Annotated in this window: 24 protein-coding genes; 14 read left to right on the top strand and 10 right to left on the bottom strand. The window is 40.2% G+C overall.

Annotated features, from left to right (window positions below):
- Positions 1-159: 159 nt before the first annotated feature.
- From P0106_RS05440 to pgl, 4 genes are all read left to right on the top strand, one after another.
- On the top strand, positions 160-2,604 hold the full coding sequence (locus P0106_RS05440; RefSeq protein WP_020759929.1) for an acyltransferase family protein: 2,445 nt from the start codon (positions 160-162) through the stop codon (positions 2,602-2,604).
- Between the two features lie 96 nt (positions 2,605-2,700).
- Positions 2,701-4,281: a glucose-6-phosphate dehydrogenase gene (gene zwf / locus P0106_RS05435; protein WP_004116127.1), complete on the top strand. Its 1,581-nt coding sequence runs from the start codon at positions 2,701-2,703 to the stop codon at positions 4,279-4,281.
- Entirely contained in the window at positions 4,278-5,231 is a 954-nt protein-coding gene (locus tag P0106_RS05430) for a glucose-6-phosphate dehydrogenase assembly protein OpcA (protein ID WP_004114280.1), read from the top strand. Before zwf ends, P0106_RS05430 begins: the two co-directional genes overlap by 4 nt.
- A gap of 33 nt (positions 5,232-5,264) precedes the next feature.
- Positions 5,265-6,086 carry a 6-phosphogluconolactonase gene (gene pgl / locus P0106_RS05425; RefSeq protein ID WP_004138753.1) on the top strand — a complete coding sequence of 274 codons (822 nt, stop codon included), beginning with the start codon at positions 5,265-5,267 and terminating at the stop codon, positions 6,084-6,086.
- Positions 6,087-6,332: 246 nt separating this feature from the next.
- Here pgl and gndA read toward each other — a convergent pair whose 3' ends face one another.
- Entirely contained in the window at positions 6,333-7,793 is a 1,461-nt protein-coding gene (gene gndA, locus P0106_RS05420; RefSeq protein ID WP_473730539.1) for an NADP-dependent phosphogluconate dehydrogenase, read from the bottom strand.
- 430 nt (positions 7,794-8,223) lie between these two features.
- Here gndA and P0106_RS05415 point away from each other — a divergent pair, with 430 nt between their 5' ends.
- From P0106_RS05415 to nrdF, 4 genes are all read left to right on the top strand, one after another.
- Positions 8,224-8,475, top strand: coding sequence for a glutaredoxin family protein (locus P0106_RS05415; RefSeq protein ID WP_004114274.1), 252 nt, complete (start codon positions 8,224-8,226; stop codon positions 8,473-8,475).
- Between the two features lie 66 nt (positions 8,476-8,541).
- A complete protein-coding gene (nrdI, locus tag P0106_RS05410) occupies positions 8,542-9,042 on the top strand; it encodes a class Ib ribonucleoside-diphosphate reductase assembly flavoprotein NrdI (protein WP_004573691.1) in 501 nt (166 codons plus the stop codon).
- An 80-nt stretch (positions 9,043-9,122) separates the two neighbouring features.
- Positions 9,123-11,345 (top strand): class 1b ribonucleoside-diphosphate reductase subunit alpha, encoded by a 2,223-nt coding sequence (gene nrdE / locus P0106_RS05405; protein WP_473730538.1) that lies wholly within the window; start codon positions 9,123-9,125, stop codon positions 11,343-11,345.
- Between the two features lie 82 nt (positions 11,346-11,427).
- Positions 11,428-12,522 (top strand): class 1b ribonucleoside-diphosphate reductase subunit beta, encoded by a 1,095-nt coding sequence (nrdF, locus tag P0106_RS05400; RefSeq protein ID WP_101890001.1) that lies wholly within the window; start codon positions 11,428-11,430, stop codon positions 12,520-12,522.
- A 177-nt stretch (positions 12,523-12,699) separates the two neighbouring features.
- Here the strand turns inward: nrdF and P0106_RS05395 are convergent, their stop codons facing one another.
- The gene (locus tag P0106_RS05395) at positions 12,700-12,987 is read right to left on the bottom strand and encodes an addiction module antidote protein (RefSeq protein ID WP_009994045.1); all 288 of its coding nucleotides are present in this window, start codon (positions 12,985-12,987) and stop codon (positions 12,700-12,702) included.
- Between the two features lie 221 nt (positions 12,988-13,208).
- Here P0106_RS05395 and P0106_RS05390 point away from each other — a divergent pair, with 221 nt between their 5' ends.
- The 4 genes from P0106_RS05390 to P0106_RS05375 all read left to right on the top strand — a co-directional run bounded on the left by P0106_RS05390 (position 13,209) and on the right by P0106_RS05375 (position 15,964).
- Positions 13,209-13,430 (top strand): type II toxin-antitoxin system RelB/DinJ family antitoxin, encoded by a 222-nt coding sequence (locus tag P0106_RS05390; protein WP_009994046.1) that lies wholly within the window; start codon positions 13,209-13,211, stop codon positions 13,428-13,430.
- A 333-nt stretch (positions 13,431-13,763) separates the two neighbouring features.
- Positions 13,764-15,215: an ATP-binding protein gene (locus P0106_RS05385; RefSeq protein WP_004114264.1), complete on the top strand. Its 1,452-nt coding sequence runs from the start codon at positions 13,764-13,766 to the stop codon at positions 15,213-15,215.
- Positions 15,216-15,500: 285 nt separating this feature from the next.
- On the top strand, positions 15,501-15,794 hold the full coding sequence (locus P0106_RS05380; protein WP_004114263.1) for a DUF2089 family protein: 294 nt from the start codon (positions 15,501-15,503) through the stop codon (positions 15,792-15,794).
- Positions 15,791-15,964, top strand: a complete 174-nt coding sequence (locus tag P0106_RS05375; protein ID WP_004110365.1) for a hypothetical protein — start codon at positions 15,791-15,793, stop codon at positions 15,962-15,964. Before P0106_RS05380 ends, P0106_RS05375 begins: the two co-directional genes overlap by 4 nt.
- A gap of 217 nt (positions 15,965-16,181) precedes the next feature.
- On the opposite strand, the gene P0106_RS05370 is transcribed toward P0106_RS05375, so the two are convergent.
- From P0106_RS05370 to P0106_RS05350, 5 genes are all read right to left on the bottom strand, one after another.
- Positions 16,182-17,354: a sensor histidine kinase gene (locus P0106_RS05370; protein WP_473730537.1), complete on the bottom strand. Its 1,173-nt coding sequence runs from the start codon at positions 17,352-17,354 to the stop codon at positions 16,182-16,184.
- Positions 17,355-17,388: 34 nt separating this feature from the next.
- Positions 17,389-18,042 carry a response regulator transcription factor gene (locus P0106_RS05365; RefSeq protein ID WP_004114259.1) on the bottom strand — a complete coding sequence of 218 codons (654 nt, stop codon included), beginning with the start codon at positions 18,040-18,042 and terminating at the stop codon, positions 17,389-17,391.
- 34 nt (positions 18,043-18,076) lie between these two features.
- Positions 18,077-18,538 (bottom strand): hypothetical protein, encoded by a 462-nt coding sequence (locus tag P0106_RS05360; RefSeq protein WP_004114257.1) that lies wholly within the window; start codon positions 18,536-18,538, stop codon positions 18,077-18,079.
- A 279-nt stretch (positions 18,539-18,817) separates the two neighbouring features.
- Positions 18,818-20,041, bottom strand: a complete 1,224-nt coding sequence (locus P0106_RS05355) for a sensor histidine kinase (RefSeq protein WP_248902680.1) — start codon at positions 20,039-20,041, stop codon at positions 18,818-18,820.
- A complete protein-coding gene (locus tag P0106_RS05350) occupies positions 20,035-20,775 on the bottom strand; it encodes a response regulator transcription factor (protein WP_174190773.1) in 741 nt (246 codons plus the stop codon). The genes P0106_RS05355 and P0106_RS05350 overlap by 7 nt, the downstream gene beginning before the upstream one ends.
- Before the next feature lie 193 nt (positions 20,776-20,968).
- Here P0106_RS05350 and P0106_RS05345 point away from each other — a divergent pair, with 193 nt between their 5' ends.
- The gene (locus P0106_RS05345; RefSeq protein WP_014554325.1) at positions 20,969-21,472 is read left to right on the top strand and encodes a hypothetical protein; all 504 of its coding nucleotides are present in this window, start codon (positions 20,969-20,971) and stop codon (positions 21,470-21,472) included.
- Positions 21,473-21,498: 26 nt separating this feature from the next.
- On the opposite strand, the gene P0106_RS05340 is transcribed toward P0106_RS05345, so the two are convergent.
- Positions 21,499-21,846 carry a hypothetical protein gene (locus P0106_RS05340; protein ID WP_004131572.1) on the bottom strand — a complete coding sequence of 116 codons (348 nt, stop codon included), beginning with the start codon at positions 21,844-21,846 and terminating at the stop codon, positions 21,499-21,501.
- A 260-nt stretch (positions 21,847-22,106) separates the two neighbouring features.
- Here P0106_RS05340 and P0106_RS05335 point away from each other — a divergent pair, with 260 nt between their 5' ends.
- Positions 22,107-22,343 carry a hypothetical protein gene (locus P0106_RS05335; RefSeq protein ID WP_180946772.1) on the top strand — a complete coding sequence of 79 codons (237 nt, stop codon included), beginning with the start codon at positions 22,107-22,109 and terminating at the stop codon, positions 22,341-22,343.
- 128 nt (positions 22,344-22,471) lie between these two features.
- Here the strand turns inward: P0106_RS05335 and P0106_RS05330 are convergent, their stop codons facing one another.
- Together P0106_RS05330 and P0106_RS05325 are read right to left on the bottom strand one after the other, a co-directional pair.
- Entirely contained in the window at positions 22,472-23,242 is a 771-nt protein-coding gene (locus tag P0106_RS05330) for a DUF3800 domain-containing protein (RefSeq protein WP_016812092.1), read from the bottom strand.
- Positions 23,243-23,681: 439 nt separating this feature from the next.
- Positions 23,682-23,861 carry a hypothetical protein gene (locus P0106_RS05325; RefSeq protein ID WP_133296253.1) on the bottom strand — a complete coding sequence of 60 codons (180 nt, stop codon included), beginning with the start codon at positions 23,859-23,861 and terminating at the stop codon, positions 23,682-23,684.
- Positions 23,862-23,883: the final 22 nt, after the last annotated feature.

Here is a 23,883-nt window from a genome sequence, read left to right as displayed (position 1 = left end):
AAAAACTAGGGAAAAACTAAGACACGCTATAACTAACTACAGTGTCTTAATACGTAGATAATATGACTACGTTTTGGGCGATGTTAGTCATAAAACAATTCATACCCACATCATGTCCACAACCAAAATTAAACCACGTATTAGCAAGTTGCAGGCAAAATGACAGAGATAAACAACGCAGCTAACACTACAAGCAAACGCAACGCTGCAATAGATGGCATGCGTGCTATTGCTGTTATTGCGATTGTAGCGTTCCACCTACGTCCAATAGTACTTCCAGGAGGATTCTTGGGAGTAACAATGTTTCTTGTTATGGCTGGATACTTCAGCACTGTATCTCTGCTAAAAATGTTTGAAACATCAAATGCGCAAAAGTCGCCAGCAACCAGCGAACAAACCAAAATACCGGTAAAGTCTAAAATATTCGCCTACTTAAAATACTTGTTTAAACGCGTAAAACGAATTTGGCCGTCTACTATAGGGATTATTGCTCTGAGCGCCCCACTAATGTGGCTATTTTCACCAAGTCTTTTAACAAAACTACAATCTGACGCACTAACAGGCGCTAGCTTTACAAGCAATATGGCGTATATTTTACGAAAAGTATCTTACTTTGAACAATCAGGACTACCATCCCCAATAAAACACCTTTGGTATTTGGGACTTATTATGCAAATCTTTGTATTTTGGCCGATTATACTATGGGCGATTCTTAAAATTGTGCACTCTAAATTTGTAAGAATGTGCGTTACGGCGATTCTTATGATTGCATGTTCGTTGGCAAACCTAGCAATTACGATTTTTTATGGAGATGGCCAAACCATTGCGCGCGTGTATTACTCTATTGACACTCGAGCTGGAGAATTCTTAATTGGTGCATTACTAGCAATGTATTGCACATGGTTTAGCGAACGTTCCATTATCAAAATTATTGCAGATGCTTGTAAATATATTGTTGGAAACAAAAGCAAAAAAACACAAATCGAAAAAATAGAGGATTCATCAGAGATAGAAGCGCAAAATACACAAAATACGCAAAATAAAAGCCAATCCTCAGAAGCCTCGATACCAGACGATTTACTAGCAGGATTGCAAGTAAACATGATGGAATCTGATAAAGATGGCGAATATGACGAATCCGATGAATCTAATAATGAAATTGCTGGGGAAAAGTGGCAACAAACCAACGAATCAGAAAACACTGATAAAGTAAAAACTGATCTAAAAAATAAATCAGAATCTGGTAAATTCGCAAAAATAGCAAAAACTCTTCAAAAACCTCTAAGCACACTACAAAAATCGATTATAGGATTGGCTGCGTTAATTTTTATTCTATGGTGCTTAGTGAAAGAAGACGGTTCAAAAACCTGGATTGTTTACGGCGGATACACGATATTCGCAATAGTTTGCGCGATTTTAATGTGGTCCTGCCTACAGAAAAATAGTATTTGCACTAAAATACTTGAAATTGCTCCACTGAAATATATAGGTCTAAGATCTTTTGCGATTTACATAGTCCACTTCCCTATTCTAGAAATACTAAACCCTGCTACAAGAACCACACAGATAACTCTTTGGGAACAGGCAGGGCAATGCGTAATAGTTATTATTGCAGCAGAGGTTTTTTACAGAATATTCGAGATGCCTCTTGCAAATAAGCATATAACCTTTAGTATTAGCCAGAAAGACGATATTATCTCGGACAATATCGACGCGAAAAACCCTGATTTATCTCCTGATTTATCTTCAGATACGTTAAACGTTAAAAGTAAGAATATAAGATTGCCGTTTGTTTTAAGAAGAACGGTAATAGTGATTTGTGCAATAGTTGGGCTAGCAATAATTGCAGCGCCAGTTAACTGGAATAGTATTGCGCAAGCGCGAGCTATACAATTAAGACCAGAATTAAACGCGCAAGACGCGAATACTCAAAACAAAACTGCACAAAACAAAACTGCACAAGAAAAAAATTCCGCTAATACGAAGAAAAAAACAGGCGGAAAGCGCGAGAACATAGAAAAACAAACGCTTCCAACAAAACCATCTGACCATAGGATTCTCAACCCGATTGCAGAAAAAGTGCCAGAAAACATAAATACAAAACCATGGAAAATAGACTCAAAACGCAATGTTTGCACTGCAGACATAACAATGGTTGGAGATTCCGTAACAGAAGGCGCAAAACCATACCTTATGCAAGCATTACCAAACGCTTGGATTGACGGAAAAGTGAGCAGACAAATATTCCACGGAGCGGAAGATTATCAGCAAGATTTAGTTGGGAAACACCCTGGAAGCGTTGTAATCTATGAGCTTGGAACAAACGGACCTCCTAGAGACGAATCTGTTTTGCAAAATATGGTAAATGTTACAGGTGGCAAACCAGTGTATTTTGTAACAACCCGTGTTCCACAGCCTTGGCAAGACGAAACAAACGCAAGACTGCGCGCTTTTGCAGCGAAACGCAAAAACGTTGGAATAATAGACTGGTATGGTTTAAGCGCAGGACACTCCGAATTCTTAACAGACGATGGAATACATTTGACTCCTATTGGAGGTCCACAATACGCGCGAATGATAAGACTAGCCGTGTGCGGAGGATAATTTACTGGTAAATCCTAGTAAGAATCATGGTAAGTCCTGCGCAAATTTTGGTAAGTCCTGCGCAGCAAATCAAGTCGAAACATTACGATGGTATACATGACTGAATTAAGAACCGCAATATGCTCGACTGCGCATAGCGAAGAAACAACAGCTTGGAAAAATCCGCTACGCGATCCACGAGACTTGCGTTTGGCTCGTATTGCAGGACCATGTAGTTTAGTAATATTCGGAATTACTGGCGATTTAGCGCGCAAAAAACTTATGCCAGCCGTATACGATTTGGCGAATCGAGGGCTTTTGCCACCTGGATTTGGTTTAACGGGCTTCGCAAGACGCGACTGGACAGATGAACATTTTGTAAACTTTGTGCGTGAAAATATTCAACAACACTGCCGCACACCATTTCGTGAATCAACATGGATTAACCTTGCTAAAGGCATACGTTTTGTTCGCGGAACATTCGACGACGCAAGCGCATTTGAGCGCTTAAGCAAAACCGTAAGCGAATTAGACAGAGATCTCGGAACTCGCGGAAATCACGCGTTTTACATGTCGGTTCCGCCTTCTAGCTTCCCTGTTGTGGCACAGCAGTTAGCAGCATCGGGGCTTTCACATTCCTCCGAAAACGCGTGGAGACGAGTGATAATAGAAAAACCTTTTGGTCACGATTTAACAAGCGCACAAGAGTTGGATCGCGTAGTTTCCGAAGTTTTTGACCCTAATTCTGTATTCCGCATAGACCACTATTTAGGCAAAGAAACTGTGCAAAATTTGCTGGCTTTTCGTTTTGCAAATGCAATGTATGAGCCAATTTGGAACGCTAATTATGTTGACCACGTGCAGATTACTATGGCAGAAGATATTGGCATAGGCGGCAGAGCTGGATATTATGATGGGATTGGAGCAGCCAGAGATGTTATTCAAAATCATCTGCTGCAACTAATGGCTCTTACTGCTATGGAAGAGCCAGTAAGTTTTAGTGCTAGTGACTTGACGGCTGAAAAAACTAAGGTCTTGTCTGCTATACGCTTGCCTAAAGATTTAGCAACAAATACTGCGAGAGGTCAATACGCAGAAGGTTGGCAAGGATCGTATAAAGCCGTTGGATATTTGCAAGAGCAAGGAATTAGCCCGGATAGCACTACGGAAACATACGCTGCCGTGCGTTTAGACGTAGACACTCGTCGCTGGGCTGGAGTTCCGTTCTATTTGCGAACCGGAAAGCGCTTAGGAAAGCGCGTTACAGAGATTGCCGTGATTTTTAAGCGCGCTCCACACTTGCCTTTTGAGTCCACTGCTGTGCGCGAACTTGGTAGTAATGCGATTGTGATTCGCGTTCAGCCAGATGAAGGCGTAACAATGCGATTTGGCGCAAAAGTGCCAGGCGGAACATCTATGGAAGTTCGCGATGTTTCTATGGACTTTAGTTATGGAAGATCTTTTACAGAAAACTCTCCAGAAGCCTACGAGCGCCTTATTCTAGACGTTTTACTTGGCGAGCCACCGCTTTTCCCAACTACACAAGAAGTTGATTTAAGTTGGAAAATCTTAGATCCTATTGAAGATTTTTGGAGTTCGCTTGGTACACAGCCTCAGCCATACCGTGCTGGAACGTGGGGTCCAGCGGAAGCTGACGCTATGCTTGCTCGCGATAATCGCCATTGGAGGCTGCCATGATTATTAATCTTCCTAACACAAACACGTCTAAAATCTCTGCAAAAATCGACGAGCTTCACGAAGAGCGTGGAGAATCTGCAACTGGACGCGTGCTAACTCTTCTTATTGACACCACTCTTAAAGATCTTGAAAACGCACTGGGAGCAGCAAATGCAGCTAGTCGCGAACACCCTTGTAGAGTTATTGCCATTGTTCGCGAATCACAAGTCAATATAGCAGATTCACAAAGCGAAGAAACGCCAAACTTAGACGCGCAAGTACGCTTTGGCGCAGATGCTGGAGCTGGGGAAATCATTATTCTCTACCCTCATAATGGCTTAGTTCGACATCCAGATACGCTTGTTATTCCTCTGCTTGTTCCAGACGCGCCGATTGTTGCGTGGTGGCCTACAAATGCACCAGAAAATCCTGCTAAGGACTTGCTTGGAACTATGGCAAGTAGCAGAATCACTGATGCTCAAAATGCGGACAATACCCTTGAAACTGTGAAAAATTTGCGCAAAAACTGGTCTTCTAAAGATGTTGATCTTTCTTGGACTCGTCTTACTCCTTGGCGTGCAATGCTAGCTTCTATGCTTGATCAGCCTCCGCATTTACCTGTTATTAGCGCTAAGGTTAGCGGTCCAAAGCATTATGTTCCGATGCATTTGCTCGCACAATGGCTAAAAATATCGCTTAATGTTCCTGTTGAAATTGTTGAGGATTCGAGTGCGCATGCAATTACGGAGGTAAGTCTTAAAAGACAAGATGGCGTGCTTTCTTTGACTCGTCCTTCTGGAGAAGAACAAGCAATGATAAGTCTTCCAGGACAAGCAACACAGCCAATTGCAATGCCAATTAGATCTTTAGAAGATTGCTTGAGTGAGGAGTTGCGTAGAATCGATCCAGATGAGATCTATGCTCAACTTGTTCACGCAGATTGTTGCACAATGCAAGATAACGAACTTTAATACAACGGGTAAAAAATAATAAAAGGATTCATTATGGCTGAAGATTTTAGATTTGCGCATAACGCAACAGTGTACGGCTACGATAATCAAGATATTCTAGCTGCTGTTGCTGCGCAAAAACTTGTGACTTTGATTATGCAATGGCAAAACAATGTTGAAAATCTTAATAAGCCATTCCATCTTTTGCTAACAGGTGGAACAGATTCTATTCGCATGTTTCAAATGTTAGCTAGCAACCCATTGCTTCCAGCAATCAACTGGTCCAATGTTCATATTTGGTGGGCAGATGAACGTTTTGTAGCTTATAACAGCGACGATCGCAATGCGCTCAAGGCTCGCGAGCTACTTCTTAATATGCTTAGCGATCACAAAGTTTTGCAGGAGTCTCATATTCACGAAATGCCTGCAGATGATCGCAATGCGCAAGAAGTGGCAAATGCTAGCGATGCTGAAAACAATGCGATTTTAGACGCAGCAGCACGCGATTACGAAGAAGAAATTATAGGCTTACTAGGCAAAGAGCCTGTGTTTGATTTGGCAATTCTTGGCATGGGACCAGACGCACATATGGCTTCACTTTTCCCAGGATTGCCGCAAATTCATAATCGCGATCGCATAGTTTTAGGCGTGAATCACTCCCCTAAGCAACCGCCAATGAGATTAACTCTTAGCGCACCCGTGCTGGCTCATAGCCGCCGCACTTGGTTCTTAACGGCTGGAGAGCAAAAAGGAAAAGCTTTAATGAACGCGCTTTCTTCGGATAATAACCCAGATTATCCTGCGTCTTTTGCCAACGGCACGGAAGAAATCGCATGGCTAACCACCGCAGAAACTTTGCACGCTGCAATTCAGTAATCTGCATAATATTCAGCAAGTCAAAAATTAAATGCGCTACATAAATTGGCGCAAATGCGAAAATAGCATGTTTAAAACATGGCGCATTTGGGAAAATCTTCATAAAACCATTGAAATATCAAGGAAATCAATCAATTTAAGAATATTAGTAAAATTCAGCAATAAAATATGCTAAAAAAGATCAGAATAGAGTACATGCCTCTGCATAATAATGCAAAGGCATGTTAGTTATAAATATTATTTGATTTAATCTTGCTTTACTTCTGAGCGATTAGGCTCTGCCCACAAAGTGTGGAATACTCCTGGCTCGTCAATGCGACCGTAAGTGTGAGCGCCGAAGAAATCGCGCTGAGCCTGAATAAGCGAAGCTGGCAAACGCTTGGAACGCAAGCCATCGTAGTATGCAAGCAAGCTAGAGAATGCTGGCACAGGAACCCCGTGCTCAACTGCGCGCGCAATAACACGACGCCAAGCAGCTTGAGACTTTTCAATAGCATCCTTAAAGTAAGGAGCAAAAATCAAGGAAACACTCGCCTGCCCAGATTCAAAAGCCTCGGAAACGCGGTTTAAGAATTGTGCACGAATAATGCATCCGCCTCGCCAAATGCGAGCAACAGCAGCCTGGTCAATCTTCCAATCATGCTCAATTGCAGCAGCTGCAATCTCGTCGAATCCCTGAGCGTAAGAAACAATCTTAGAAGCATACAAAGCTTGGCGAATATCCTCAATAAACGCCTTACGCTCAGCATCGTTCAAATCAAAATGCATATCTGGACCAGTCAAGCCTTGACTTTCAGCAGCTTCTCGCAAAGCAACTTGGCTTGAAAGTCCGCGAGCAAACACAGCTTCAGCAATACCCGTTACAGGTATTCCGAGAGAAAGCGCAGACTGCACAGTCCAAGTACCCGTGCCCTTCATACCAGCGTGATCCACCATCATCTCAACCAAAGGCTTACCAGTCTTAGCATCCTTCTGTCGAAGCACATCTGCCGTAATCTCAATCAAATAAGAATCAAGCTCGCCCTTGTTCCACTCGCTAAACACGTCCGCAATTTCGTCAGACTTCATGCCCAAACCACGAAGCATTAAATCGTAGCTTTCTGCAATAAGTTGCATATCCGAGTACTCAATACCGTTGTGAACCATCTTCACAAAGTGGCCAGCGCCATCAGTGCCAATATGGGTTACGCAAGGCTCACCTTCTGCAACAGCTGCAATCGACTTTAAAATAGGGCCAAGAGTCTTCCAAGACTCCTCCGTGCCACCTGGCATCATCGAAGGACCGCGAAGCGCGCCTTCTTCGCCACCAGAAACACCGCAACCAACGTAGTGAAGACCGCGCGCGCGAATGTTACGCTCTCTGCGAATTGTGTCTTCAAAGTAGGAGTTTCCGCCGTCAACAATAATATCTCCTGGCTCCATAGCGTTTGCAAGCTCTTCAATAACAGCGTCTGTAGGAGCACCAGCTTTTACCATAATGATTGCAGTGCGTGGACGCTTAAGCGAAGACACAAATTCTTCAACAGTTTTAGCAGGAACGAAAGCACCTTCACTGCCGTACTCATTCATTAAAGTTTCGGTGCGCGAATAATGACGATTGTAAACAGCAACTGTATTCCCGTGATGCGCAAGATTTCGCGCTAAATTCGATCCCATTGCAGCCAAGCCAACAACGCCAATATTTGCTCTAGCTTGATTTTCCGCCATTTTGCACCTCTATCTTTTAATATTTATAACCGTAATATTTATAACCGTTTTATTATTTTATGATTGCTTTATTTTTAACACTTAACCAATCAAAACACACTTTTTTAAGTTTATCTACCTATATGCACAAGCGTCATTCATACGATCACAAAGCCTACGACATATCCCACGCGTTAATGGCAATTTTGTGATAAAGATTACATTTTTACTTTTATTAGTCGCTATTAAAAAAACATAAATACCGCTTAAATCTTACAGACACGCGTGATAGCCAAAATTTGGACACACTAAATATAGGGATTAGACATACAACACGCCACTATAAATAGTGTTAAGTGGTAGTAGACTGTTAAATCGTGCCAAAAAGCACAAACTTAAATAATCATAAAGAAAAAAGACTTAGAATACACTCAACGAAGGGAGAAGAACCGTGACTATTACAGTTTTCACCAAGCCACATTGCCCACAGTGCGATGCCACAAAGCGTCAATTCACTAAGCTAGGCGTGAATTTTGAAACAGTAGACTTAACTCAAAGCCCTTCTACTTTAGACCAGTTGCGCGCAGCAGGATATCGCCAAGCGCCAGTGGTGATTACTCCAAACTCGTCGTGGAGCGGATACCGCCCAGATTTGATTGCCCAAATCGCAAGTCAACTAGAAGACGAAAATAAAAACGATTAAAGCAATCAAGAATCAAGAATAAACAATCAACAATCAAAATAATCAAAGCAATCAAGAAGCATAAAAATGTGTGATCAAGAAAATATGTCACAACCAAGCGAGCCAGAAGCGCGCGCACAAGGCGAATCAATCGGAGCTGTAGTCTATTTTTCTTCCGTCTCCGAAAACACACTACGATTCGTGAAAAATTGCGATTTTCCAAGCAACAATGTGAACGTATATCGCATACCGCTTCGACCAAAAGAGCCAGAATTGCACGTGCGCGAGCCATACGTTTTGATTGTGCCAACTTACGGCGGCGGAAATATTTCTAAAGCAATACCAATGCAAGTGCGAAAATTCCTAAACAATCGCGAAAATCGTTCGTTTATTCGCGGCGTAATATCTTCTGGAAATACGAATTTTGGAGACGCATATTGCGCTGCAGGAGGTCAAATCGCTGGAAAATGCGCAATCCCAAATATGTACTCGTTTGAACTTACGGGAACTCAAGAAGATATAGAAAAAGTAGCGCAGGGAATACCAAGATTTTTACGGCAATTAAAAGAAACAGAAAAAACGAAATAAACAAATAAACAAAATCAACAAATAAACAAAAAACAGCGTTTGAAAAGCAAAACTAACGCACGAGGAAAGGAATAAACACCATGAATAGCACGGATCCGATGAGCGAATCTACTTCGCTTAATCTTGATCACACTGACGACACCAACACTGCTAGCAGCACAGCAGAGCGCATTCGCAACAGCCGCGACTACCACGTTCTTAACGCTATGCTCGGTCTTTTCGACCCAGAAAAAGGTATTCAGTTTGATAAAGATCAGGAAGCAGAAAAGCTTTACGTTTCGGGTTACGTGCAAGAACACAGCATGAAGTTTGCTTCAACTCATGAGCGCTTGAACTATTTGATTAGCAACTACTACTACAACGGAAACGTGTTCGGCAAGTATAGCAGCGAGTTTCTAGATAAGTTCTACGAGCACGCGGAATCTGCTCACCACACTTTTGGCACATTCTTGGGTGCTTTTAAGTTCTACACTTCTTACGCTTTGAAGACTTTCGACGGCAAGCAATATTTGGAAAACTTCGCTCAGCGCGCAGCTGCAGTCGCTTTGGAACTTGCAGACGGAGACGAAAAAGCAGCGCTCAACTATTTGGACGAGATGCTTGCAGGCCGCTTCCAGCCAGCCACTCCAACGTTCTTGAATCTTGGTAAAGCTCAGCGCGGAGAGGCTGTGAGCTGCTTCCTCGTGCGTTTGGAAGATAATATGGAGTCTATTGCACGCGGAATTAACTCTGCTTTGCAGCTTTCTAAGCGCGGCGGCGGCGTGGCTCTGCTCCTTACGAATTTGCGTGAGCTTGGCGCTCCTATTAAGCGAATCGAGAATCAGTCAAGTGGCGTTGTGCCTGTTATGAAGCTTTTGGAAGATTCATTCTCTTACGCTAATCAGCTTGGCGCTCGTCAGGGCGCTGGTGCCGTGTATATTAGTGCTCACCACCCAGATATTATGCGTTTTCTTGACACTAAGCGAGAGAATGCGGACGAGAAGATTCGTATTAAGTCGCTTTCTTTGGGTGTTGTGATTCCGGATATTACTTTTGAGCTTGCTAAGCGTAAGGAAAAGATGGCTTTGTTTAGCCCTTACGACGTTGAGCGTGAGTACGGAAAGCCTTTTGCAGACATTTCTGTTACTGAGCATTACGATGAGATGGTTGCAAATCCTCGCATTCACAAGAAGTACATTGACGCTCGCGAATTCTTTATGACGCTTGCGGAGATTCAGTTTGAGTCTGGCTACCCTTACATTTTGTTTGAAGATACTGTAAATCGCACAAATCCTATTGAAGGCCGCATTACTATGAGCAACTTGTGCTCCGAGATTTTGCAAACTCAAGAGGCAAGCACTTATAACGCCGACTTGTCTTATAGCCACGTTGGTCGCGATATTTCTTGCAATCTTGGCTCGCTTAATATTGCTAAGGCGATGGACGGCGACTTGGGTACAAGCGTTGATTTGGCTGTGCGCGCGCTCACTTCTGTTTCGGAGCACACTTCGATTGATTCTGTGCCTTCGATTCGTCGCGGAAACGCAGAAGGCCATGCTATCGGCTTGGGTCAAATGAATTTGCACGGTTTCCTTGCGCGCGAGCATATGCAGTACGGAAGCGAGGAAGCTCTTGACTTTACAGACATGTACTTTATGACGGTTGCCTACCACGCTTATAAGGCTTCTCACGCTTTGGCTGTAGAGCGCGGGACTGCTTTTGCAAGCTTTAAGACTAGCGCTTACGCTAAGCCTGCAGGAAAAGGCAACTACTTCGATAAGTACACTGATGGCAGCCGCTCGCTTGAGCCTAAAACTCAAGCTGTTCGCGATTTATTTGCTCGTTTTAACGTTGCAATTCCAACCGTTTCGGATTGGGAGCAGTTGCGCGACGAGATTTTGCGCGATGGCATTTACAACGAGTATTTGCAGGCTGTTCCTCCAACTGGTTCCATCTCGTACATAAACCATTCCACGAGTTCGATTCACCCGATTGCTTCTCGCATTGAGATTCGCAAAGAGGGCAAAGTTGGCCGCGTCTACTACCCTGCTGCATACATGACGAATGACAATATGCAGTACTTTAAGGATGCTTACGAGATTGGTTGGAAGGCAATTATTGACACTTACGCGGAGGCAACTCAGCATGTAGATCAGGGATTGTCTCTTACTTTGTTCTTCCCAGACACTACGACTACTCGCGATTTGAACAAAGCTCAGATTTACGCGTGGCGTAAGGGTATTAAGACTCTTTACTACATTCGTATTCGCCAGAAGGCTTTGGAAGGTACAGAAATCGAGGGTTGCGTAAGCTGCACGCTGTAAACCTTATGGTTGTAAATCTTTCGCAAATTAAATCAAAAACTTAAAAATTTTATAAAACTTAAACACAGAATCAGGAGTAATTATGACAGAACTCAGCCCAACCGAGCTCGACCCAACAGCGCTTAGAAGTAGCCTCGATAAGCCTTTCGGCACGAACCGCGTAATCGCAGACGACGCTATGATGGCAGATTCCATCACCCCAGCTCAATACCGCTATCATCACGGTTCGCGCGTGCGCCCAGTTAATTGGAATAATATTGTTGACGACAAGGATTTGGACGTTTGGAATCGTCTTATTGCTAACTTCTGGCTTCCTGAAAAGGTTCCGCTGAGCAACGATATTCCTTCTTGGCGTTCCCTCACCGATCTTGAACGCAAGACAACTACTCGCGTTTTTACAGGCTTAACTTTGCTTGATACCAGCCAGGCAACTATTGGTGAGCTTTGCCAGATTGAGCACGCTCGCACGGAGCACGAGCAGGCTATTTACACGAATATTGCTTTTATGCAGTCAATTCACGCTCGCTCCTACTCCTCTATTTTCTCCACTCTTTGCTCTAGCGAGGAGATTGATGAAGCTTACCGTTGGGCCGTTGGAAACGACGTTTTGCAGCAGCGTGTTACCACCGTGCTTTGCGAGTACGAGAGCGAAGATCCACTTAAGCGTAAGATTGCTGCAACTATGCTTTCTTCGTTGCTTCTTTACGCAGGTTTCTACCTTCCGCTTTACTTTGCTTCCCGCGGCAAGATGATGAATACTGCCGATATGATTCGCTTGATTTTGCGAGATAAGGCGATTCACGGCTACTATTCTGGCTACAAGTTCCAGCGCGGTTTGGAGCTTAGAAGCGAGAACGACAAGAAGAATCTTGAAAAGTTCACTATGAACTTGCTTGATACTTTGTATGATTTGGAAGTTGAGTATTCTGGTCAGATTTACGAAGGATTTGACTTCCACGATGACGTTTTTGACTTCGTTCGTTACAACGCTAACAAGGCTTTGATGAACCTTGGCTACCCTGCTAAGTACAGCGAAGAAGAAACTCACGTAAGCCCTGAGATTCTTGCGGCTCTTTCTCCTGCAGCCGACGAAAATCACGACTTCTTCTCCGGCTCTGGTTCCAGCTACATTATGGGCAAGTCTGTTGAAACCGATGACGATGATTGGGATTTCTAGTCGCTAGTCGCTTTACTAATTAATTAGGTTGTTTATGCACTTTCATAAGCAACCTTTTTTATTTAATTATTTAAGAACATTTCCGTTTTGGAACTATTTTTAAATATCCGCGTACTTATGGAGTTATCGTGGCAGTTTTTGCTAATTTTGCATTTTTTGCCACGATAACTATGTGCGTCACGCATTTGCTGGTTCTATTGCAATACGTCCACCCAACGCTTGAACAACCTTCGCAATAGTTTGAAAACTAGGATTTCCGTCTCGTCTTAAGCTTTTGTAAAGGCTTTCCCTTCCAACCTCGGCTTTTTGAGCAATTTCTTTCATTCCTCTAGCTTTTGCAATATCGCCTATAGCGGCTTGCAACAAGCGAGGATCGTTAAGTTCTGCTGCAGCATTGAGATACGCAATAACATCATCATCGTTCTCAAGATACTCACTCGCATCCCATTTACTTATATTTACCATTTTCTCATCCAATTGCGATACTCATCTGTTTTAAGTATCTCCATAAAAATATTTTATCCTGCAGGATACAATTTTGCAATTTTTGCCATGATAACTTGTTATTTTGTAATAATTGTGTACACAATGGCGCTACTTTGGCATTACGTTGGGTGCTACATGTCTGCTACAATAAAGCAAAGCACGAATAACAAATTTATGATTCTAAGCTTAAAGGAAACGACATGACTTCTACAAAAACGGTTAAAACAGGCAGATTAAGTGTAAGAGTTAATCCAGAAATACGAGATAGTGCATCGCAAGTTCTTGAACATTATGGTCTTGATATGAGTTCAGCAGTCAACCTATTTTTGTATCAGATTGTAAATACGCAACGTTTCCCATTTTCACTTGAAAGTTCTCCATATGAGCACTCTATTGATGAAGCTATGAAAGAAAACCAATAGCTGCAGGTACTGTTGACGATTTTGCTGAGCTGATGCGCAATGCCTAAACCGCCATTTTATAGTCCAATCTATCTGCGAGATGTTCTACTGTTGTATCAAGTTAAAGAAGATTGCATTATATTCCTACGCTTAGGATCTCATGACGACTTATTCTAGTTAGCAAAAACTGTCACGATAACGCATGATTGCGTTGAGCATATTGAAAAATAATATAATTTAGATTATTATAATTATGATTATAATAATCGCGATTATATTAACTAGAGTGCAGATTCAGCAGCAATAAGATGCGCTGAAAAGTATTGCAATTATTGGCGTAACGGCAGGTGGAATATGGTTTTTGTTGGCAGACAAGACGAGTTACAAGTACTTGAAAAATTATATGAGAACAGCAAACACTCGTTCCAGATGGCAATAGTTTATGGTCGAAGACGAATAGGAAAAACTTCGCTTATTTCACAATTCTGTAAAAATAAGCACGCAATACTTTTTACTGCTCGCGAGCAAACTAATATCGAGAATTTGCGTGATTTCTCGCGCACTGTGTACGACTTCTTCAATCTACCGTCAACTACAGGATCGTTTAATAATTGGAACGACGCTCTCGATTTTGTTGCGCAACAATCTAACGCCGTAGACCAGAATGCTCCTAAATCTCCACTTATTCTAGTTTTCGACGAATTTCCGTACGCAGCTCAAGCAGATAAATCCTTAGCGTCAACATTCCAAGTCGCAATAGATCATAAATTTAAAAACGCGAACATGACTCTTATTTTGTGCGGCAGTAACGAAGGATTCATGGAAAGTGAAGTGCTTGGCAAAAAGAGTCCGCTTTATGGAAGACGTACCGCACAGATTCGCTTGCAACCATTTAATCTTTTTGAAGCATCTGAGCTTATGCCAAATAATGCTACTTGGGAAGATAAAATCAACTATTTTGCATCCCTTGGAGGAACACCATACTATATAGAGCAGTTAGATAATAAGTCTTCGTTTGCGGAAAATCTTGAGCAATTATGCTTTAACATTTCGGGAATTTTGTACGCTGAACCAGACATGCTCATGCGCCAGGAATTGCGCGATCCTTCAACATACAATAGTGTGCTAAATGCTCTTGCTACGGGATGCAATACTCCGACTTTAATATCGGATCGCATTGGATTGCCAGCTACATCAGTGAACGTGTATTTGAAAACATTAGAAGGCCTTGGATTAATTGAAAGAAATATTCCATTTGGCATGAATCCACTTCATTGCAAAAAAGGATTATGGCAGATTTGTGACCCATTCTTTGCGTATTGGTATAGGTTTGTAGCGCCTAATAAAGGATTGATCGAACGCGGACTTTCACACGCTGCCGCAAGTAGTGTTCTTGGCGGTGAGCATGAAGCGTTTAGTACTTTTGTAGGTCAACAGTTTGAGAAAATGTGCGAACAGTGGATTGTGCACCAATGCAAAGTTGACGGAATGGACTTTTTGCCAACTAAGTTAGGTAAATGGTGGGGTGCGGATCCTATTGCTCGTGAGCAAACCGATATTGATATTGTTGCAGAAGACGATATTAACAAGCAGCTTCTTATTGCAGAATGTAAGTGGCGTAATAATCTTAACGAAGCTGAAGCAGTGAGCAAGTTGTTGCAGCGCGCAACTTTAGTTGAGAATGCAAAAAATAGCGATTATAAGAAAATATTTATGTTGTTTACAAAACATCCAACTTCTTACAATCCTCGTCATGCTAAAACAATCATCAACTTCGTTGACGCACAAACAATGTTTTTTAACTGATTGCGCGACAATAGTTACGTACTATATCGCGCAGCCGAAATCACGCGTTATCGCGTCAGTTTTTATAAGATTTGCAATTTTTGTCACGATAACTTCATCTTCTCATATGTTACGTAAATATATATCTTTATTATTTTTGCGACAAAACGACAATTTTGGCGACATAAAAATGTCGCTTTGTGCCATATTTCCCATGTTTATTCTTGACAAACTCATACAGCAACTTTAATATTTTTAATAAAAGTTTAATTTAATTAAAGTTTATAGGCTGAAGAAAGGGGTGATATGGATCATATTCCAAGATGGATGGCTAATCTCACAGACGAAGACATGTCGTTTATAAAGAACTTTGTATTATCGTCTGGATCGTTAAAAGAAATGTCGCAAATGTATCAAGTCTCTTACCCAACGATGAGAATCAGGCTTAACAGGCTCATTGAAAAACTGCGTATAAGCGACAATGAACCAGAAGACCCGTTCGTTCTTTTAGTAAAGAGTCTTGCTATTGACGATAAATACGATGTTGACACAGCTCGAACACTCATAAACGAATATAGAAAAAGAAAGGATGAATCATGAGCTATGCATTATTTGGTCCGATAATTGACATTCTTATCGCACTTGCTATATGTGCTTTAGTGTTCTTTATCGCAAGAAGTCTTATTCGATATGCGCATTCTCTTAAAAAGGACGATAAGTCATCTAAGCAGTCTGCAGAAGATAAAAGAATTGCGTTACAGGACTTATAAAACACAAAACCGAGTTATCGTGGCAGTTTTTGCTAGATTTGCAATTTTTGCCACGATAACTCTTATAAAATAGCAACGAAACAGCATTCTGCATCACATATTAACCGCTTACTTGCATCTGCTGCACAAAGGCGCGTCCAAATACTCGATTGAAAAGCGTCCAAATACTCGATTAAATCGCAAGAAAGCACAATAATTAATTATTCTTTCATAATGGCTATTTCTCTACATGAAGCGGAACGTGTACATTAATAATCCACGAATCGTCATCTTCAATAACTTTAAAAGTTCCACCAGCCCGTTCCGCAAGCATCTTATGAAGACGCAGTCCATATCCTAATTGCAAGTTAGCAAGAATACCGCGTTGCGCACTATTTATACACGTAATATGACATTCATTGTCATTAAGCATTACATTCATGGCGTATTCTTTAGGCTTTGCAGCATGCTTTTTTACGTTTGCAAGTAGTTCTCGGCAAATATATTCAATTTGAGCACATTCTTCAAAAGGCAAATGCGCTGATCTCGAATCTTCAGCAACTAAATCACTGTTCAAATCAATGGAACCAATATAGCCAAGCTTCTCAAATGACTTTTGCTCACCATCAAATAAAACGCGTAAGCCTGTGCAAAAATCTTTATAACATGTAGTAGATTGCATAACATCACCAGTGCTTGCAGTTGTAGCATTGTCAAGAAGAGAAATGATATTACGTGCTTTATGAATAGTTGTAGTAGCACATTGAAGAATCTCTCGCGAATTTTCATGCTCTTGGTCATGAGTCGTTTGAGGTTCAATAGATTGTTGAGCCATCATCATAATGCTGGAAAGCTCATTAGTTACTTCATCGTGCATGCGAATTGCGGCAATAGTGGCATATTTTTGAAAAACGTTGTAACGCTGTGCAAATAACTGTTCCTGCTGTTGGTGAATAGTAGAAATATAGTATTTTACGATTGCGCTAGAAATAAGAGTGATAAGAAGCCACCACCCCAACACATAAGCGTTTTGAAAATCGCATATAATAAAGAGCCATGAAGATACTCCGCAAGAAGCAAGCACGGTGTACCAAGGTTGAGTAATTACAGCAATTGCCAAACAAATCAATATGGTAAGCATCATAGATGAATAGTTGATATTGGGTGCAACAATTACCAACGGCATCCAAATGAGCACAATAAAAGATGCCTTACGTGGCCATATTGCAATACATAAGCATATTACAATCCATACTATTTCAACTGTAATTGCATGCCAATTAGAGTAGTAATGAAGATTATTATAGGAACAAATTTCAAGAATCAAAGTACAACTTATGATTGCACCAATTCCAATTTTCTGCCAAGCATCATGCGGCAAAAAATTGATCATACGCATTAATAATTTCATAACTACCTACTTTTACACGTTAATTTCTTACACGTTATATGTCATGCGAGTATTTTGCGAGCGCAGCGAGCGCCTGCATGCGACTTTTAACTTGAAGTTTTCCATAAATACGCCGTAAATGCGTGTTGACTGTTGAAACTTTCACATTAAGCTGATCTGCAATCTCTTTCGTAGAAGATCCCTGTTTGCACAAGCGCATAATTTCCGATTCTTGAGGAGACAAAACTGAAGTCTTCGGAAGTTGAGAAATCATATTAAATGATTCTTGCGGAGTGTGAAAATAGTCAATATATTGTGGCAATTCTGGGCAACCGTAGCTTGTTGCGCGCGATTGGATGGCTGCAACTACGTCTGCTAAATTGTCTTTATGTACTAGCGCTTGACCACCCGACTTAGCAACTTGCAATACGTATTCATCTAGCATGTAGGAAGTAATGCCAATTAAAACAATATTGCTATTGCGCTCGCGAATTGCCTTAATTACATCAACACCACTCATTTCTCTCATTGACATATCTACTAAAAGTACGTCAGGAGTATTCTCTGCAACGCAACGATGAATAGCTTGTTTTGCAGAAGAACACATCCATGCACAAACAAAGTTTTCAGGCAAACGACTTTTAAGAAGAAGTTGCATATATCGCAATACAAGCGTGTCATTATCAACAATTGCGTAAGTAGTGTTCATACAATATATGATATCTTGTTTTGGAATCTGCTTATCAAGAGATGTGCGATTGTATTGTTTTTCTCAAATTATCAAGATTGTACACATTAAAGTGCCATACGCTAGCACTTTCCGTTGGCACACTCCATTCTTCGGTTTTGCCATTCGCAGTAAAACGAATTATTTGAGTTGTTGGTTTACTTATAACTTCAAAATTAGTGAGTTGATTCCACGCAATACGACGAAGATACTTATCGTCTAATTTAGCTAGATTACCCGAGCCTAAAATGACATTCGGATTAACAATAATAAACTCATTATTAGTGGCAGCAATAATACGCGCAACAACGCCTTGCGCTACATAGAATAATTTAGGTAACAAAAATAGTTTGATTAAATCTTTCCACCAAGGGTCGTATTTCATTGTAAATACATACGTCTTATCAACTGAAAGATTGTGATCTTTAAAATACTTGACGATATCTTCTTCTCGTATACCGCGCAAAGGATTAGTCATAATAAGCACCTCCTCGTGATTCTCGTTTTGTAAATTACCAACATACTAGCGTGCAGATTTTATCTACACAAATAAGCGTACCTATTTTTAACGATAGTGCTTTTAGAAAACTTTTAAAAAACTTTTACTATTAGCAGTTTGTATGTTCTCAACAATCAACATTTAAGAATATTTCCGTTTTGGAATTATTTTTAAATAGAGGCGTACTTATGGAGTTATCGTGGCAGATTCTGTTAGATTTGCGATTTTTGCCACGATAACGCAAGAGTCTGATTGATACTAGTTTAGCGGAATAACAACATTGACCAGCCAAGTGTCGTCATCTTTTTGCGCGCTTAAAGATCCACCTAAACGTTCCACAGATTTTTTGTGGAATAGTAGACCTTTGCCAAAAACAAGTCTTTCGCCAAACTTATTCAACGTCGAAATCGAATTCATACACATTATTCTGCATTCGCGCTTATCAACCGTAACGTTCATAGAAAAATCAACGCTAGTATTGCAATGCTTACGAATATTAGTAAGCAGCTCGCTGCACATGCGAATAGCACATTGAGCTTTTTCAGTACTAATAGTTGCAGATGCAGTAAAATCACCACTCCCCGAACTTTTATCATTCACTGTTAGAGAGCCATAGTACCCAAGCTGCTCGCAAATCTTACGTTCAGCCTGTAAGCGTGCGCGAATATTGCATAAGAAATCAGTCAAACTTATGCGATTATTGCTATTAGAACTATAAATAAACTGCGTGCTGGCAATATTTGAATCTAAAGAATCATCATACTTATGCTCAGCTTGTTCAAGTAGATTAATAACAAGTCGCGTTTTAGAAAGCGCATTACGAGAATGCTCAACAATCTGCTCTAGCGACTCTTTTGTATGATCACTTTTCTCGGCATACAAAGCATCAGTCGCAAGCAATGTAATATCCGTAATCTCATTGTTCACATCGTCGTGCAATTGCAATGCAACAGAAGCAATATAAGACTGGAACTCACTGCGCACAATATCCATTTTTGCGCGATTATTTTCCTCCAACATGTTCAAATACTTGCGCAAAGCGTAACCGCAAATCATGGAAATAAGAATAAAACAAGGGAAAGTAAGCGGAATATACGCCATTTTTGCAAAGTACATAATATTCAGCGAAACTATGTACGCACAAAGCAAATACTTCCACGAATCGTAAAAGCCTGCAACAAACATGCTAGCGATCAATGAAAAAAGAAAGCAAGTTGCATTTACGCCTGGTACTGCTAACGTTACGCAATATAAAATCGGAGTTACGAGGGATATTTGACGAGGAAAAGCAATCAAAAGAAATATTGCGAACATCCAAACGTATTGGCACACAGATTGTAATGGATTATGCCACAAACCAGCTGTATTGCAAGATTGCACATCCATTGACACTACAAGAATCGCCAATATTATGAATAAAGTTCGCTGAATTTTCCAGCTTTTAACCAACTCAATAACGCGCGAAAATGTTTTCATTAACATGCGTTATCCGTTTCTTGCAAAAGATTCGGATGATTCTGCGGCGAATCATTAAAATATTGCATATTGCTATTTTGCTCACGATTTTGCATTGCAGCAAACGCGGATATTGCTTGCACTCGGTTAGAAACATGTAATTTTTTGTAAATTCTATGAATATGCGTGTTAATAGTGTTTGGCATAAGACCAAGTTGAGACGCAATCTGATTCGTTGTGTACCCTTTAGCAAGAAGATCCATAATTTTTAGTTCTTGAGGCGGCAAAACGCTGCGCGATCTTGATTTAGAAAGCCTAATAAAAGATTCTTGCGGAGTAGCAAAATCGTAAACAACGTCTTTAACGCAACGGCAGCCATACACATTCTGCTTATCGCAATATTGCAAAGCTTCTGCTAGCCCTTTGAAATTGTCTTTAGCAACCATCGCTTGCCCGCCAACTTGCGAAACCATAGAAGCGTAGGATCTACAATCGTAAGAAGTCATGCCAATTAAAATAATGCTGTTGTTTTTCTCACGAATTGCGCGTATTACGTCTACTCCAGACATGTCTTTCATTGACATATCTATCAGAATATAATCTGGAGTAGTTTTTGCTACTTGGCAATATTTCAAAGCTTGCACGCCTGATTTTACGCACCATTTGCACTCGTACTCGCTTGGCAAAAGCTTGCTGAGCACGTTTTGCATAACCGCTAAAACTAATGTGTCGTTATCTACTATTGCATACGTTTTTTGCATAATGGCTTTCTTGCAATCTTATGCTACTTTTCCTACATTCTACTTTATAAGCATGCGCAAAATAGAGCAAATCGTGTAGTAATAAATGATTACAAGTAATGCATGTAAATCAAATGTGATTATAATGAGTGACAATATGTGACTTTTGGTTGCGTTGAAAATTTATTTTTAATAATGATTGCAGCAGGATTATATGAAAAAACGACTAGTAGTATTGCACTCCGCAGAAGTAGCTGCGATGGCGTTTGCCTCAGCAGCTGCTTTTATGCGTAGCTTTGACTTTTTCGCTTTGTGGCTTGTTCTAGGACTTCTTTCTGTTGCAATGTATTCTTGTGCATATTTTTTCTTGCTCAAAAGCGTTATTAAAGCAAAAAATGCGTATATAGAAAATAATATATCTAAGCTTAGCGGCGCGGGCGCTAACAGCATAAGTAGTGATGTTGAGAATATAGAAAACAACAAAGATTACATAATGACTCTTGAGCGAGAGCGCAAAAAAGTCGAATCACAAAATAATCAAATACTCAACAATTACTCAAATAATTTAATAAATATTATTACATGCTTTATTTGTGGGCTTATTCACGTTCCTTGGATTTATTACTACGGAATTGCAAATGGCGTTTTAACATTAGTGATTCTGTGGCGAGTAATAAAGCGTCCACAAGGTCACCCTATTGATGAAAGCGATTTTTAAAGATTTAAGACTTTAAGGATTTAAGCTTATTGCTGATCTTCCATTGAAAGATTTAATCCTTTTGCAGCATTGCGAAAATATTCTATGTGATCGCCATAACCGTCTGCAATAATAGCATCCTCTTTTACAACAAAAGAGCCATTTTCTAGCACAATATATTTTGTAAAGAATTCTTCTAATTGCTTAGCTAATTCATCAATTTCATCTTGTGAAAGCTCTTCGCTACTATTTTCCGCAAAGTTATCTTCCTGCTTTTGAATTTGATTAATGCTATTTTCACTAACGTTTCCTATTTTGTTTACGTTATCTTCTGGCTGCCAAGAGTTTATACCAAAATCACTCATGCTTACACTACCCATATTTGCGCTACTCATGTTTGTGTCTCCTTGTATTTGTAACATATTCACAACTTATATTCGCAACACATATTTTCAATATATTTGTGCGTTGCTTTAAGTCTAATTACAAACATTTTCCGCGCAATCTTGAGTACTGAGTTCTGAGTACATAGTATTGCTGCAAAGAATTGCAATATTTATACTAGAAATACAAAATACATACGAACGAGAAGCAATGTACATGAATTAGCTACAATGCTCACGAACAAAACAGCAAATTGGAAGGGAAACAACTCATGAGCAAGGACTCTATAAAACTTATTAAAAAAACGCTTATTTGGATTCTTAAGTGGGCAATATCTACAGCAGTCGAATTTCTTCTTTTGTACGTTGCAATTATTTCTTGGAATCATGATTTTGCACGGTTCATGCACGAATACAGTAATGCTATTATTCCATTTATGGCAACAACCGGAGCCATGACAGCAACGATGAGTCGAAACGAAGGCACTATTTTTGAAGTCAAAGATTAAGGTGGTTATGGCGCTAAAACACAATATTGCAAACAATAAACAATTTATGATATAATTTTACTACGCCGTGACTGCGCCATATTGTAGGTTTGAGGTTAATCTTCAACACGGCGTCTATTTTTATTATTTCAATTTTCAATAATACGGCTGCCACTAGGTACAGCCACTACTCCAAATCCTTCCGCTTTACCTTGACTATTTCTACGAACGTTATTTCTTATCATATTATAAAAAGTTGAATCTCTTTTAGAACATTTTCTATAAACTGCTCCTGCAACTAAATCTGCAAACTGCACACCTACACTGTGATGAGAAGCTGCTATAAATAATCCTTCAATTAGATTGTTATAATCAGCTCGATGTGAGTCATGATTATTGAGTAGATCAAAATGGAAATCATCAAGTTGCTTATTTTGTTTACTATTACGAGCATCAATAACTATCATTCCATAAACTTTTGTACCAGCATTTTTACTTAAATCTTGAAGATAATACTGAAAACGTTCACATATTTTTTCAAACGCAGTGTGATACATATTTTCAGCATTGCCATCTTTATATTTATCGTAATACTCCTTAGTGTTCACTACAGCAGCAATAATTTTAAAATCTTCATTTTCCGAAATCAGCTTAAACAGATTCTCACGCAATTCATTCAATTCATTAACACTCAAATTAGAAAGAGGCGTGGTCTTGTTGCTTAATGGATGATTAATGAAATAACGCCACTTAACTTCCCCCTCAATCCCATATTTCTTTTTTAATCCATGCAGATTACTTTGTAATGATTTCCATTGCGATTCTGGAATGACTAATCCGCCCAAAACAAAATAAGGATTTTGCTCTACAGCATCACGTTTAGGAGCAGTTCCACTCTCGTCCAAAAAAAGAATTTGCATGAGAATATTTTATATGAAATATTCAACATTCTACAGTTATAAACACAGCGCAGCTACTATTGCACTATTAATTAGATTATGCAAATATTTATAAACTATTGTATTTAATACAAATACGAGTATACTTTTGCCTTCTACAGGTATAGTGTAGAAACTGTATTAATATGATGCATTAACTAGCGCCCAACTTCAGCGGACAATATGGAGCTAACAATGAGAAGAAATAATAAATATAAAGGCATGCGCATACTTACTGCTTCAACTATCATTGCAGCAATGTCGATACTTTCTGTATATCCAATAAGTGCATTAGCTATTACCCCCCCCCATCAACAGAAGTAACCGTAAGTAACCCAGCTCCAAAAACACAACTTGTTGTAGATGGCACAAACGGATCAGACACAAACGATGGATCTGAAAGTAAGCCATTAAAAACTATTCAAAAAGCTCTTGAAAAAGCCACACAAAAACCTGCAAATATCAACATTAAAGGCAATTTTTCACTTAATGCACCTATAGAAATTCCACAAGGCATTACACTTTCTATCGATAAATCCGGCGCCACAATAGCAGGCTCGAATAATACCAACGATGGCATCACGCTGAAATCTGGTTCCACACTTCGCGGTGACGGCGAATTG

It is taken from the genome of Gardnerella sp. c11Ua_71 (genome assembly GCF_055818025.1).
Note: the sequence above shows the minus strand (reverse complement) of the source record. Positions and strands in the feature narration are given on the sequence as shown.

Excerpts from the sequence above, each read along its gene's own strand:
- P0106_RS05380 (WP_004114263.1), top strand. The coding sequence starts at position 15,501 with ATGGATCATATTCCAAGATGGATGGCTAATCTCACAGACGAAGACATG.
- nrdE (WP_473730538.1), top strand. The coding sequence starts at position 9,123 with ATGAATAGCACGGATCCGATGAGCGAATCTACTTCGCTTAATCTTGAT.
- P0106_RS05440 (WP_020759929.1), top strand. The coding sequence starts at position 160 with ATGACAGAGATAAACAACGCAGCTAACACTACAAGCAAACGCAACGCT.
- P0106_RS05430 (WP_004114280.1), top strand. The coding sequence starts at position 4,278 with ATGATTATTAATCTTCCTAACACAAACACGTCTAAAATCTCTGCAAAA.
- P0106_RS05390 (WP_009994046.1), top strand. The coding sequence starts at position 13,209 with ATGACTTCTACAAAAACGGTTAAAACAGGCAGATTAAGTGTAAGAGTT.
- nrdI (WP_004573691.1), top strand. The coding sequence starts at position 8,542 with ATGTGTGATCAAGAAAATATGTCACAACCAAGCGAGCCAGAAGCGCGC.
- P0106_RS05350 (WP_174190773.1), bottom strand. The coding sequence starts at position 20,775 with ATGCAAAAAACGTATGCAATAGTAGATAACGACACATTAGTTTTAGCG.
- P0106_RS05330 (WP_016812092.1), bottom strand. The coding sequence starts at position 23,242 with ATGCAAATTCTTTTTTTGGACGAGAGTGGAACTGCTCCTAAACGTGAT.
- zwf (WP_004116127.1), top strand. The coding sequence starts at position 2,701 with ATGACTGAATTAAGAACCGCAATATGCTCGACTGCGCATAGCGAAGAA.
- P0106_RS05365 (WP_004114259.1), bottom strand. The coding sequence starts at position 18,042 with ATGAACACTACTTACGCAATTGTTGATAATGACACGCTTGTATTGCGA.
- P0106_RS05335 (WP_180946772.1), top strand. The coding sequence starts at position 22,107 with ATGAGCAAGGACTCTATAAAACTTATTAAAAAAACGCTTATTTGGATT.
- gndA (WP_473730539.1), bottom strand. The coding sequence starts at position 7,793 with ATGGCGGAAAATCAAGCTAGAGCAAATATTGGCGTTGTTGGCTTGGCT.
- P0106_RS05345 (WP_014554325.1), top strand. The coding sequence starts at position 20,969 with ATGAAAAAACGACTAGTAGTATTGCACTCCGCAGAAGTAGCTGCGATG.
- P0106_RS05385 (WP_004114264.1), top strand. The coding sequence starts at position 13,764 with ATGGTTTTTGTTGGCAGACAAGACGAGTTACAAGTACTTGAAAAATTA.
- nrdF (WP_101890001.1), top strand. The coding sequence starts at position 11,428 with ATGACAGAACTCAGCCCAACCGAGCTCGACCCAACAGCGCTTAGAAGT.
- P0106_RS05370 (WP_473730537.1), bottom strand. The coding sequence starts at position 17,354 with ATGAAATTATTAATGCGTATGATCAATTTTTTGCCGCATGATGCTTGG.
- P0106_RS05395 (WP_009994045.1), bottom strand. The coding sequence starts at position 12,987 with ATGGTAAATATAAGTAAATGGGATGCGAGTGAGTATCTTGAGAACGAT.
- pgl (WP_004138753.1), top strand. The coding sequence starts at position 5,265 with ATGGCTGAAGATTTTAGATTTGCGCATAACGCAACAGTGTACGGCTAC.
- P0106_RS05355 (WP_248902680.1), bottom strand. The coding sequence starts at position 20,041 with ATGTTAATGAAAACATTTTCGCGCGTTATTGAGTTGGTTAAAAGCTGG.
- P0106_RS05360 (WP_004114257.1), bottom strand. The coding sequence starts at position 18,538 with ATGACTAATCCTTTGCGCGGTATACGAGAAGAAGATATCGTCAAGTAT.
- P0106_RS05340 (WP_004131572.1), bottom strand. The coding sequence starts at position 21,846 with ATGAGTAGCGCAAATATGGGTAGTGTAAGCATGAGTGATTTTGGTATA.
- P0106_RS05375 (WP_004110365.1), top strand. The coding sequence starts at position 15,791 with ATGAGCTATGCATTATTTGGTCCGATAATTGACATTCTTATCGCACTT.